Annotated in this window: 10 protein-coding genes; all 10 read left to right on the top strand. The window is 65.4% G+C overall.

All coding sequences use genetic code 11. The features are described 5' to 3' along the window. The first annotated feature begins 40 nt into the window (after nt 1-40). The 10 genes from HU825_RS13300 to HU825_RS13255 are packed head-to-tail and all read left to right on the top strand — an operon-like array spanning nt 41 to nt 12,303. The gene (locus HU825_RS13300; RefSeq protein ID WP_054094899.1) at nt 41-1,216 is read left to right on the top strand and encodes a DegT/DnrJ/EryC1/StrS family aminotransferase; all 1,176 of its coding nucleotides are present in this window, start codon (nt 41-43) and stop codon (nt 1,214-1,216) included. 23 nt (nt 1,217-1,239) lie between these two features. Then, nucleotides 1,240-2,769 carry a lipopolysaccharide biosynthesis protein gene (locus HU825_RS13295; protein ID WP_234302205.1) on the top strand — a complete coding sequence of 510 codons (1,530 nt, stop codon included), beginning with the start codon at nt 1,240-1,242 and terminating at the stop codon, nt 2,767-2,769. Between the two features lies 1 nt (nt 2,770). Beyond that, nucleotides 2,771-3,703, top strand: coding sequence for a glycosyltransferase family 2 protein (locus tag HU825_RS13290; protein ID WP_234302204.1), 933 nt, complete (start codon nt 2,771-2,773; stop codon nt 3,701-3,703). Nucleotides 3,704-3,746: 43 nt separating this feature from the next. Next, nucleotides 3,747-5,957 (top strand): polysaccharide biosynthesis tyrosine autokinase, encoded by a 2,211-nt coding sequence (locus HU825_RS13285; RefSeq protein ID WP_234302203.1) that lies wholly within the window; start codon nt 3,747-3,749, stop codon nt 5,955-5,957. 21 nt (nt 5,958-5,978) lie between these two features. After that, nucleotides 5,979-6,725, top strand: coding sequence for a WbqC family protein (locus tag HU825_RS13280; protein WP_234302202.1), 747 nt, complete (start codon nt 5,979-5,981; stop codon nt 6,723-6,725). Between the two features lie 47 nt (nt 6,726-6,772). Further along, entirely contained in the window at nt 6,773-7,273 is a 501-nt protein-coding gene (gene rfaH / locus HU825_RS13275; protein ID WP_234302201.1) for a transcription/translation regulatory transformer protein RfaH, read from the top strand. 37 nt (nt 7,274-7,310) lie between these two features. Next, complete coding sequence (locus HU825_RS13270; protein ID WP_234302200.1) at nt 7,311-8,576, top strand: glycosyltransferase family 4 protein; 1,266 nt, start codon at nt 7,311-7,313, stop codon at nt 8,574-8,576. Beyond that, entirely contained in the window at nt 8,515-9,813 is a 1,299-nt protein-coding gene (locus HU825_RS13265) for a hypothetical protein (RefSeq protein ID WP_234302199.1), read from the top strand. The genes HU825_RS13270 and HU825_RS13265 overlap by 62 nt, the downstream gene beginning before the upstream one ends. A gap of 17 nt (nt 9,814-9,830) precedes the next feature. Next, on the top strand, nt 9,831-11,138 hold the full coding sequence (locus HU825_RS13260; protein WP_234302198.1) for a hypothetical protein: 1,308 nt from the start codon (nt 9,831-9,833) through the stop codon (nt 11,136-11,138). A 58-nt stretch (nt 11,139-11,196) separates the two neighbouring features. Then, complete coding sequence (locus HU825_RS13255) at nt 11,197-12,303, top strand: glycosyltransferase family 4 protein (RefSeq protein WP_234302197.1); 1,107 nt, start codon at nt 11,197-11,199, stop codon at nt 12,301-12,303. The last annotated feature ends 16 nt before the right edge of the window (nt 12,304-12,319 follow it).

Raw genomic sequence — 12,319 nt, 5'->3', positions numbered from 1 at the left:
AAACCGGAGAAGGGCCCCATGGCCCGATAAGGAAATCGACATGATCAACGTGACCAAGTCTTACCTGGGCAACAAAGACAAGTTCATAGCCTACGTCGACCGCATCTACGACACGGGCTGGCTGACCAACCAGGGCCCGTTGGTGATGGCGCTGGAACAGCGGTTGCAGGAATACCTGGGTGTGAGGAACATCATTCTCACCAACAACGGCACCATCGCCCTGCAGATCGCCTACCGGGCTCTGGGGCTCACCGGCAGCGCGATCACCACGCCGTTCAGCTTCGTGGCCACGACCAGCTCCCTGCAGTGGGAAGGCATCCGGCCGATCTTTGCCGACATCGACGAAGCCACCTGGAACATCGATCCCGAGCGGATCGAAGCGTGCATCGCCCCCGATACCAGCGCCATCGTTGCCACCCATGTGTTCGGCAATCCCTGCGCGGTCGAACACATCCAGCGCATCGCGAACCGCCACAACCTCAAGGTTGTGTACGACGGTGCCCATGCGTTCGGCGTGCGTTACGGCGGCCAGTCGGTGTTCAACTGGGGCGACATCAGCACCCTGAGTTTTCATGCCACCAAGCTGTTTCACACCATTGAGGGCGGTGCGATCGTCACCAACGATGATGCGCTGGCCGCGCGGATACGCCTGCTGTGCAACTTCGGCATCGTCGATACCGACATCATTCAGGGCATCGGCATCAACGCCAAGCTCAACGAATTCTCCGCGGCGATGGGGCTGTGCATCCTCGACGACATCGAGGACATCCTCGATCAGCGTGCCCAGATCGGCCAACGCTACGAGCGCGAACTGGGTGGCTACTTCGACCTGCAGGCGCCACAACCGGGCAGCGAGCGCAACTACAGCTATTTTCCCGTTGCGCTGGCGAACGAACTGCAGCTACTGCGCAGCCGTGAGCAGCTGAACGACAACGGCATCAATCCGCGGCGCTATTTCTACCCCTCGCTGGACACCTTGGAATACCTGCAGCCGCAGGCACCGCAGCCGCGCTCGCGCGCGCTCAGTCGCCGCGTGCTTTGCCTGCCGATCTACCCAGGCTTACCGCCCAAGGTGCAGAGCCGCGTCATTCATACCCTGATTCATGAATCGATTCATAGCGAACAGGCCAGCCGCGCGCTGTTCAACCCGCTGGTCCGGGCTCTCGACCTGGTACAGCCGCAGCTCACCGGCGCCACCTGCAAGCGTATTTCCTGATTCGAATGGACGCACCTATCACCATGCCTGACCCGAAACGGCTTTCGGTACTGCGCAACACCGGCCTGAACTACCTTGGCCAGGCTTACGCCTTGCTGGTCGGTATCGTCATCCTGCCGTTCTACCTCAGCCACCTGGGCGCCGAAGCGTATGGACTGATCGGCTTCTTCGCGGTACTGCAGGCCTGGCTACAACTGCTCGATGCCGGCCTGTCGCCCTCGCTGGTGCGGCAGATCGCCCATTACCGAGGGCAGGCCACGGATTTTGCCCGGCTGAGCGAACCGGGCCGCCTGCTGCGCTCGTTCGAGATCATCTTCGTCCCCATCGCTCTGCTGACGTGGGCCAGCATCCACGCCGCCAGCGGCTTGATTGCCGAACACTGGCTGCAAGCCCACGAACTCAGCGGCGCCACACTCGCCCAGTGCATCAGCCTGATGGGCGTGCTGGTCGGCCTGCGGCTATACGCGACGCTGTACAAGAGCGGCCTGCAAGGGCTGGAACTGCATGGCTGGCTGAACGGCGCGAACATGCTGATCGCCACCCTGCGCTACTTCGGCGGGCTGTTTCTGGTCGCCTTCGTGACGCAGGACCCGCGCGACTTCTTCGTCTTTCAGGTCGCGGTCGCGCTGATCGAAACCCTGCTGATGGCCTCGCGCGCCTACGCGCTGATGCCCAACCCGCATCTGTTCACCGGTTTCGACTGGTCGGTGGTCAGGCCGGTACTGCCCTTCGCCGCGGGGATGACGCTCACCTCGGTGCTGTGGATCGTCCTCACGCAGCTGGACAAGGTGCTGCTCTCCAAGGTGCTGCTGCTCAAGGAATACGGCTACTACTCGCTGGTCGCGCTGATTGCCACCGGGCTGCTCACCCTGACCAACCCGCTGGTGCAGACACTGCTGCCGCGCATGACCATGCTCACCGCCGAAGGGCGGATCGCCGACATGCGCGCGCTGTACCTCAACGCCAGCCGCTTCGTCTGCAGTGTGCTGTTCCCGATGGCGGCGGTGATTGCCTTCCACTCGCGGGAGCTGATCTTCGCCTGGACCGGCGATGCGCAGGCCGCTGCATGGAGCGAGCCGATCCTCGCCTGGTACGTGCTGGGCAGCGCGATCCTGGCGGTAGGTGCCTTCCAGTTCTACCTGCAGTACGCCTTCGGCGAGCTGCGCCTGCACATCTGGTTCAGCGTCGTATCCACGGCAATCAGCATTCCGCTGGTGGTCTGGGCCGTGCTGCAGCATGGCGCGCTCGGCGCGGCGCTGGCGTGGTTCGGCCTGCGCTTGATCACCTTCGTCATCTGGCCGCCGCTGGTACACCGGCGCTTCGTTCCGGGTCTGCACGGCATCTGGCTGAAAGACCTGGTTCGTATCACCGCCATGACCGTTCTCGGCCTGCTGGTCGGAGAGCCGCTGTTCGACGCCATCGCCAGCGACGAGCGCATCGACATCCTGCTGGGGCTGGCCAGCAGCGGCCTGATCTGCCTGGTCCTGGTCGCCGCCAGCTCCCGGCCGCTGGTTCTCAAACTCTACGTGTTGATCACCAAACCGAGCCTGTGACATGGAATTGAAGAGCGAATACGCCATCAGGTCGCGCTGGCAAGGCCGCACCGAGCCGACGCTGAGCATCATCTGCCTGACCTACAACCACGCTCCCTTTATCAGGAAGACCCTGGAGAGTTTTCTCCAGCAAGAAACGGATTTCCCTTTTGAAGTGATCGTGCATGACGACGCCTCCACCGATGCGACCGCCGCGATCATCGCCGAGTACGCCGCGCGCTACCCGGGCATCGTCAAGCCGATCTACCAGCAGCAGAACCAGTTCAGCCTCGGCGTACCGTTCAGCACGCGGCTGTTCGCCCGTGCGGCGGGTCGCTACATCGCCTACTGCGAGGGCGACGACTACTGGACCGATCCGCGCAAGCTGCAGATCCAGGTGGATTTCCTCGAACGCCACCGCGACTTCGTGCTGACCTACCACGACGCTTTCATGTTCAACACCCAGGGCGTCATCCGCAGCCCGCAGTTCACCGGCAAGTTGCGCCAGGACGCCAGCGCGCGCGAGCTGATGGAGGGCCGACCGTTCTCCACGCTGACCGTGTGCTTTCGCAACCTGCTGCAGGAGTTGCCGCCCGAGCTGCTTGGCGTGGAAGTGCTGGACATCTGCTGGTGGTCGCTGCTCGGTGCTCACGGCAAAGGCAAGTTCATCGCCGAGATCAAGCCGGCGGCCTACCGCGTTCACGAAGGCGGCATCTTCTCCATGCGCCCCAGCCGGCAGCGCATCCAGATGACCCTGCACGCCCATTACTGCCTGGCGCGCTACTACCAGCGCATCGGCAAGCGCGAGCTGTACGAGTACTTCCTCGGCCAGGTCGCCAGCGAGTGCCTCGCGCTTCTCTCGCCGCTGAGCAAGCTGCAGGCGCTTTGTGGTGTTGCCCAGAACCTCGCACTCAACCTGTTGCGGCGCTTGGCCCCGCGACCGGCCAAAGGCTGAGTCACAAAACCCTGTTTCACTGCACCATCAGGATGGATCCCCAATGACTGCACTGACCCGCTCCTCGCTGGAATACGACACGGACAGCCGTATCGATCTGGCCGGTATTCTGCGTACCGCCTACGACCACAAGGGACTGATCGCCAGCATTACCGGGCTGTTCGCCGCCCTTGGCATCGCCTACGCCGTAGTCGCCACGCCGATCTACGAAGCCACCGCGATGATCCAGATCGAGCCGAAGAAGACCGGTATCACCGGCGTGCCGGAGGTCGTGCCCCGGCCGGATTCGGTATCCCAGGCCGTCACCGAGATTTCCCTGCTCAAGTCGCGCGCCGTGCTGGGCAAGACGGTGGAAAACCTCAAGCTCTACATCACCGCCAAGCCCATGCGGCTGCCGCTGCTGGGCGGCTACCTCGCGCGGCAGCACGACCCGGCCGTCGACGGTCCGCTGGCCGCCCCGCTGTTCGGCCTCGCCAGCCTTGCCTGGGGCGGCGAGAAGATCGAGGTGTTCCAGCTCGACGTACCGCCGGCCTACCTGGGCGAAAAGCTCACCCTCGTCGCCGAGAACGACGGTGGCTATCGGCTGCTGGATGAAGAACAAACCCTGCTGCTGCGCGGCGAAGTGGGCCAGGCCGTAGTCAGCCGTGGCTTCAAGGTCCAGATCAGCGAACTGCTGGCGCGTCCCGGCACCGAGTTCGAGCTGGTGCGCAGCCGCGCGCAGACCACCGCACTGGATTACCAGGACCGACTCAAGGTCGGCGAAGCCGGCAAGGACTCCGGGATCATCTACCTGTCGCTGGAAGACGCCGACGCGCAACAGGCCACCGCCGTGCTCGACGAAATCGGCCGCCTCTATGTACGCCAGAACGTCGAACGCAGCTCGGCCGAGGCCGCGCAGCGTCTGGAGTTTCTGCGTTCGCAGCTGCCGCTGGTGCGCAAGGAGCTGGAAAAGGCGGAGGCTGCGCTCAATGCCTACCAGACCAGCGCCAAGTCGGTGGACATCAGCATCGAGACCGAATCGGTGCTCGAGCAGATCGTCGAGCTGGAAAAACTGCTCTCCGAGCACAACCTCAAACGCGTCGAGTACAACCGGCTGTACACCCGCGAACACCCGATCTACCAGACGCTGATGAAACAGATCGGCCAGTTGCAGACGCAGAAGGAGCAGCTGCTGAAGAAGGTCGATGCGTTGCCGGAAACCCAGCAGGAGCTGCTGCGGTTGAAGCGTGACATGGAAGTCACCACCGAAACCTACACGCTGCTGATGAACCAGGCCCAGGAGCAGGACGTCCTGCGCGCCGGCACCATCGGCAACGTGCGCATCATCGACGATGCCTACACCACCACCGAGAAGCCGGCCAAGCCAATCCGCCCGCTGATCGTCGGCATCGCCATCTTTCTCGGACTGCTGGCCTCGGCGCTGGTCATCCTGCTGCGCCAGGCCTTCTATCGCGGCGTGGAAAGCCCCGACGTGATCGAGAAGCTCGGCATTCCGGTGTATGCCGCCACGCCGTTCTCCAGCCGTCAGGAGCAACTGCAAAAAGCACACAAGGCGAACGACGGTCTGGCCCGGCTGCTCAGCCTCATCGACCCGGCCGATCTGGCAGTCGAGTCCATGCGTAGCCTGCGTACCAGCCTCAAGTTCGCCACCCTCGAGGCGCGCAACCGGGTGCTGATGATCACCAGCCCGACGCCGGGCGTCGGCAAGTCGTTCGTCTCCAGCAACCTGGCGGCGGTCATCGCCCAGAGCGGCCAGCGCGTGCTGCTGATCGACGCCGACATGCGCCGCGGTTACCTGCATCGCGTGCTGGGCCTCACACCGCGCCACGGTCTGTCCGACGCACTCGCCGGCGGGCTGCCGCTGAACGAGGTGACCCGGCGCACCGCGCAGAAGAATCTGGATTTCATCGCCAGCGGTTGCAACGCGCCCAATCCGTCCGAACTGCTGATGCACGACAACTTTGCCCGGCTGCTTAAGGAAGCCGAGCAGCACTATGACTTCGTCATCGTCGACACCCCGCCGGTGCTGGCCGTGACCGATGCCGTGCTGGTCGCCCAGCAGGCCGGCACCAGCCTGCTGGTGGCGCGCTTCGGCGTCAGCAGCGCCGCACAGATCGAGGCTGCCAAGCGCCGCCTGATGCACAACGGCGTGCTGCTCAAGGGCGCGATCCTCAACGGCATTCGCCGCCGTGCCTCCAATTCGGCGTACGACACCGGCGCCTACGGTTACTACAGCTATCCCCAGAAAGCCTGACAACGCACAAGGAGAAGCGCCGTGTTCCGCACCATCGCCATGATGCAACCGTACCTGTTTCCGTACCTGGGCTACTTTCAACTGATCAACGTCAGTGACGTATTCGTACTGGGCGACGACCTGCAATACGAAAAGGGCTCATGGATGAATCGCAACCGGATTCTGGGTGACGGCCAGCCGAAGCTGATCACCTTTCCCCTGAAGAAGGGCCACCAGTACGACCGCATCAACCAGCGCTGGCTCAGCGACGATTTCGACCAGCAGGCCCAGACCCTGCTGCGCAAGATCGAGCACGCCTACGCCAAGGCACCGCAGCGCGACCAGGTGATGCCGCTGCTGCGCGAGATTCTCGAATACCCCGAGCGCAACCTGGCGCTGTTCACCGAGCACTCGCTGCGCCGCCTGTGTCAGTACATGGGCATCACCACGCCGATTTTCCGCGGCTCGGACCTGTGCCTGCCGCCGGTGATGGACAAGCAGGACCGCGTCATCCAGATCGCCCGGCGCATGGACGGCGAGCTGTACCTCAACCCCATCGGTGGCATCGACCTGTACTGCCCTGCCCGCTTCCGCGCCGAAGGCCTGCTGTTGCGCTTCCTGCGTATGGACGACGACCTGAGCTATCCGCAGTTGAACCATCCCTTCGTGCCGTCGCTGTCGATCATCGATGTGCTGATGTTCAACGACCGCGAAACGCTCAAGGACATGCTCAACCGCTTCGGCGTGATCGAAGGCCGCGAGACGAGGCCAACGCTGCACCTGGCATGACCCTCATTCCGGCCAGGCTGGCCGATCCACACCGGGAAGGACCTCACATGACACTGCTCCACACACCGCGCTGGTATCTCATCCAGACCAAGCCACGCCAGGAATCGCGCGCCGAAGAACACCTGCTGCGTCAGCACTACGAGTGCTACCGCCCGCTGCGCAACACCACCAGCGGCAAGCAGCCGGCGCGCCACGCCGAGCCGCTGTTCCCCGGCTACCTGTTCATTCGCCTCGACCCCGCCAAGGACAACTGGTACCCGATCCGCTCCACACGCGGCGTCAGCCGGGTCGTCAGCTTCGGCGGCCAGCCGATTCCGGTGCAGGACGAGCTGATCGAGCAGTTGCGCCAGCGCCTTGCCGTGCCGGCGATGGTCGCGGCGCCGTTCAGCCCTGGCGAGCGGGTGCAGATCAGCGGCGGGGGGCTGCGCGAGCTGGAGGCGATCTTCGTCGCCAGCGACGGCGAGCAGCGCTCGATCATCCTGCTCAACCTGCTGCACCGGCAGCAAAAGATCACGGTGCCGAACCACTACCTGCAGTGCTTTGCATGAACGGCCGGATTGTCCGGCATCAGCGAGTCTCGAACCGATGAAGATCCTTTTTCTCAACGCCTTCTATCCGCCACACATCGGCGGCGGCGCCGAAGTGGTGCTGCGCCAGCTGGCCGAAGGTCTGCAACGGCGCGGTTGCGACGTGGCCGTGCTGGCAACCGGACCGGATGCCGGCCTGCAGCAGCAGGTGCAGCAGAACGTGCGGGTCTACCGTGCGGGTCTGCACAACCTCTACTGGCACTACACCCAGCAGCGTCCCGGCCGCCTCGCGCGCATGGGCTGGCACCTGCTCGACCGCTACAACCAGCGCATGCGCCGCTACGTACGCGCCGTGCTGGCGCTGGAGCGGCCGGACATCGTGGTCAGCAACAATCTCACCGGCTGGTCGATCTCCGCCTGGGACGAGATCAGCGCTGCCGGCGTGCCGATCGTTCAGGTGCTGCATGACCTCTATCTGCTGTGCCCCAAGGACACCATGTTCAACCACGGCAAGGTCTGCACGCAGCAATGCGGCCAATGCCGGTTCATGCGCACCCGCCACGCCGGCGCCTCGGCGCAGGTGGCGGCGGTGATCGGGGTCAGCCGCTTCGTGCTGGAACGGGTCGCCAGCCACGGTTACTTCCCCCACGCCAGCCGCTATGTGGTGCACAACCGCAGCGAAGCCAATGCCGAGCAGCACGCGCCGGCGGCGCGCCCGGCGAATCAGCCGCTGCGTTTCGGCTACATCGGCACCCTGTCGGAGAACAAGGGCGTCGCCTGGCTGATCGAGCAATTCCAGGCGCTGGCCATCGATGCGCGGCTGGAGATCGCCGGGCGCGGCAAGCTGGATTACGAAGCACGGCTCAAGGCCCAGGCCGACCCAAGCAAGGTCACCTTCCACGGCTATCGCAAAGCCGACGACTTCATGCGCGAGATAGATGTGCTGGTGGTGCCATCGCTGTGGGATGAGCCCTTCGGACTGGTCGCCGTGGAGGCCTGCGCCAACCACGTGCCGGTGATCGCCACCCAGCGCGGCGGCCTGCCGGAAATCATCCAGGACAACCTCAACGGCCTGCTCTGCTCGCCGCACGAACCGCATTCGCTGGCCATCGCCATGCTCTGGCTGTACCTCGACGCCGACCTGCGCGAGCGCCTGGGCCGGCAGGCGCGCGCCAGCGTCGAACCGCTGCTGGATAGGGAACGCATGTTGGATGAGTACCAGTCCATCCTGCGTAAAACGCTTCAGGGAAAGAGCATTCGCCATGAACCAGAGCCTGCTGATCACTGCCCGACGCCCAGCGTCGCATCCGCTCGAGATCGATAAGCCGACGCTGCTGACGCTGATCGCCGCCGCACTGCTGCTGACCGAGACCTTCTCCGGCGCGCTGCGCTACTACAGCGCGCTGGCCGGAGTGTCCTGGCTGCTCTACCTGCCGAAGATGGCGTGCCTGGCCGCGCTCGGCCTGGAGTTGCTCGGCTACCGCGGGCAGCCGCTGTTCTGGCTGGTGCTGCTGGCGCTGGTGACCTCGGCCTGGCTGGCGCTGCTCAACGGCGCGGAGCTGGCCAACATCGGCTTCGCGCTGTTCATCTACATCCCGCTGCTGTTCGGCGTGATCTGCGGCCGGTATCTGGAAGGCAAGCTGGCGCTGCTGATCCGGGTGATCGGCTTCTGCCTGCTCGCCTCGTTCGTCGGCATCGCGCTGGACATGCTCATCAGCGTGCCGTGGAAGGGCTACAGCTACATGCTCGGCGACGTCGAACTGAGCGGCAATCGCTCCTGGGCAATGGACGATATCGACCGCATCGGCGGCTTCGCGCGGATGTCCACCAGCCTGTCGGTCATGATTGCCGTGTACAGCCTGGTTCTCGCTGCCTTCATCCGCTCGCGGCTGCTGCGCGTGCTGCTCTACGGCGTGTCGCTGGCCGGCATCGTGCTGACCACCAACAAGTCGAGCGTGGCGGCGTATGTGGTCACCCTGCTCATGCTGACCTTCGCCGCGTACCGCTTCGCCAGCGCCACGGCGTTTTTTCTCGCGGTGCTGGGTGGCGCGGCGCTGCCGATCGCCAGCCTGCTGTTGCGCGTCGACCCCATTGCCGCGGTCAGCAACAGCCTGCTGGCCTCGTTCGCCGATCGCCTGGTCAACAGCTGGCCGAACTTCATCGACAACGTGACGAGTCAGGCCTCGATCTGGTGGGGCGCGGGCTTCGGGGCGGTGGGCAGCAGCGGCACGGCGTTTCCCATTCCGGGCCTGGAGTTGCTGGCCATCGCCGACAACACCGCGCTGTACCTGTGGGGAATGCTCGGCCTGAGCGGCGTCGCGCTGTACCTGCTGGCCCTGCCGCTGCTGCTGCGCCTGCACGAGCGCGGCCCGCGCGTGCGCAGCGGCCTGCTGGGCGTAGTGTTCTGCATCTGCCTGGTGGCCTGGGCCACCGACGTGCTGGAAGTGCCCATCGCCAGCCTGTTCCTCGGCCTGGCGATTGCCCACGTGCTCACCCCGCTCGAACGACCGGCGGCCAGCCTGATGACGCCGCGCATCACCGATCCCCGCCACCTGGCGTAACCACGACGAGACCGATGATGAATTGCTTCGCCCTGTTGCCGCTGGCGCTGTTCGGCAGCCTGCTCGGCTTCACCCTGACCACGGCGGCACAGACCGCCGAGCCGCTGTTTACCGTTGGCGTCTGCTCGCATGAGCTGCACAAAGGTGTAGCCGGCAAACAGCCCGGCGCGCTCGCCAGCGCCGCCGGCATCACCTCGGTCCGCACCGATGCGCACTGGGCCTACGTGGAACGCGAACGCAACCGCCTGCTGATCGAGCCCTCCTGGCAACGCTACCTTGCCGACAACCGCCGGCACGGCCTGGATACGCTGTTCATTCTCGGCTATGGCAACCGCTTTCACGGCGAGGGCGAAAAACCTCGCAGCGAGCCGGTGCGCGCGGCGTTCAACCGCTACGTAAGCCACCTGGCCGGCGCGCTGAAAGGCCAGGTCGCGCACTACGAAGTGTGGAACGAGTGGGACGTGGAAGACCCGCACAGCCCCACCTTCAGCGAGGACTATGCGCGCCTGGTCGCCGACGCCGCCGGCATCATCCGCGAGCAGGATCCGGCCGCCAGGGTGCTGGCCGGCGCGGTGACGACCCAGGGCATCGAATCCGGTTTCGCCCGGCGGCTGATCGAGCATGGCGTGCTGCAAGCGGTCGACGGCCTGTCGCTGCATCCGTACGTGCATTGCCGCGGCTGGCGGCGCGACACGCCCGAAGCCTGGATCGACTGGCTCGCCGAGGTCGACCAGCAGCTGAGCGTGGCCGCCGGCCGACCGGTACCGCTGTACCTGACCGAGATGGCCTGGCCCGCGCATGACGGCGCCTGCGGCGTCAGCGAAACGCTGCAGGCGGCTTACCTGGCGCGCAGCTACTTCCTCGCCCGCACGCTGCCGAACGTCAAGGGCATGTGGTGGTACGACTTCAGAAACGACGGCACCGATCGCCGCGAGCGCGAGCACAACTTCGGCCTGCTGCGCCACGACTACTCGGCCAAACCGGCGTATGCGGTGCTGCAGGCGATCAGCGAGATCGTCGGCGAATACGAACTGCTCGGCCACGAGCGCCGCGCCCGTGGCGAGGTGGTGCTGTTGCGCTTCGCCCGCGACGACGACGAACTGCTGGTCGCCTGGACCGGCGGACGCCCGCGCACGCTGGCCATCGAAAGCGCCCGCGGGCGGGCCGGCAACGTGCAGATGCTCGATACCGCCACGCCGCAGCGCGGACGCTTCGCCAGCGACGTGCGCTGGAACTGCGCCGCTGCCGGTCAGGCCTGCACGGCGCGCATCGAGCTGAACGAGTTCCCCAAGATCATCAGTACCCGCGCGTCGCCGACGCGCTGAAACACTGCGTCTTGCCGGCGCCGGATCGCTGGCGCAGGCCTCTGAAGGAGTAGTCCCCATGATCGTGATCAACGCTCGTTTCCTGAGCCAGGAGATTCGCGGGGTGCAGCGCTTTGCCGAGCAGCTGTGCCTCGAACTGAGCAAGCTGCGCAGCGATCTGCTGTTCGTGGCACCGCATGACGTGCATCTGCGCGACAGCGCCACCCAGCTCAACGTGCGCCGCATCGGCCGCAACCGCGGCCATCTGTGGGAGCAGCTGGATCTGCCGCTGTGGCTCGCGCGCAACGGCCGGCCGCCGCTGGTCTCGCTGTGCAACACGGCCCCGCTGGCCTACGCCAACCAGATCGCCACCCATCACGACATCACCTACGTGCGCCACCCGGAGAGCTATTCGCCGCTGTTCCGCCGCTTCTACCAGACCATGACGCCGCTGCTGCTGCGGCGCATCCGCGCGCTGATCACCGTCAGCGAGTTTTCCCGCCGGGAAATCGCCCAGCACTATGGCTACCCCGCAGACCACATCTGCGTGGTGCCGAACGCGGTGGCGCCGCGCTTCAGACCGTTCAGCGCGAGCGATTGCCGGGGCGCAGCAAAGCCGTACCTGCTGGCCGTCTCCTCGCCCAACGCGCACAAGAATTTCGAGCGGATGGTCGCAGCCTTTCTCAGCCTGGAGGGCTTCGACGATACCGAGCTGCGCATCGTCGGTGATTCGCATTCGGTGTTTTCCGCCGGCAACTGCCTGGTCAACGGCAACCAGCGCATCCGCATGCTCGGGCGCCTCAGCGACGAGGAGCTGGTGGAGGAATACCAGGGCGCGCGGGCGTTCGTGTTTCCCTCGCTGTACGAAGGTTTCGGCATCCCGCCGCTGGAAGCGCAGGCCTGCGGCTGCCCGGTCATCGCTGCGCGCGCCGCGTCGATTCCCGAGGTGCTCGGCGAAAGCGCGCTGTACTTCGACCCGCTGGACATTCGCTCGATGGCCCTGGCCATGAGCCGTGTGCTGCAGGACGCCAGCCTGCGCAACGACCTGCGCGTAGTCGGCCGTGCCAACGTGGCGCGCTACTCCTGGGAGGCCTCGGCCCGGACGGTCTCGCGCCTGATCGACCGCACCCTGGCCGGCAAGCACAACCACCCGGCAATCGCCCGCTGGAACCCCGGCCAGCGCTAACAACGCCGCATCGCTC

Source organism: Pseudomonas phenolilytica, assembly GCF_021432765.1.
GTDB lineage: Bacteria > Pseudomonadota > Gammaproteobacteria > Pseudomonadales > Pseudomonadaceae > Stutzerimonas > Stutzerimonas phenolilytica.
The sequence above is the reverse complement of the archived record's forward strand: the minus strand, read 5'-3'. Positions and strand labels throughout refer to the sequence as shown.

Coding starts and splice junctions, on each gene's coding strand:
- HU825_RS13300 (WP_054094899.1), top strand. CDS start 41: ATGATCAACGTGACCAAGTCTTACCTGGGCAACAAAGACAAGTTCATA.
- HU825_RS13295 (WP_234302205.1), top strand. CDS start 1,240: ATGCCTGACCCGAAACGGCTTTCGGTACTGCGCAACACCGGCCTGAAC.
- HU825_RS13290 (WP_234302204.1), top strand. CDS start 2,771: ATGGAATTGAAGAGCGAATACGCCATCAGGTCGCGCTGGCAAGGCCGC.
- HU825_RS13285 (WP_234302203.1), top strand. CDS start 3,747: ATGACTGCACTGACCCGCTCCTCGCTGGAATACGACACGGACAGCCGT.
- rfaH (WP_234302201.1), top strand. CDS start 6,773: ATGACACTGCTCCACACACCGCGCTGGTATCTCATCCAGACCAAGCCA.
- HU825_RS13270 (WP_234302200.1), top strand. CDS start 7,311: ATGAAGATCCTTTTTCTCAACGCCTTCTATCCGCCACACATCGGCGGC.
- HU825_RS13265 (WP_234302199.1), top strand. CDS start 8,515: ATGAACCAGAGCCTGCTGATCACTGCCCGACGCCCAGCGTCGCATCCG.
- HU825_RS13260 (WP_234302198.1), top strand. CDS start 9,831: ATGAATTGCTTCGCCCTGTTGCCGCTGGCGCTGTTCGGCAGCCTGCTC.
- HU825_RS13255 (WP_234302197.1), top strand. CDS start 11,197: ATGATCGTGATCAACGCTCGTTTCCTGAGCCAGGAGATTCGCGGGGTG.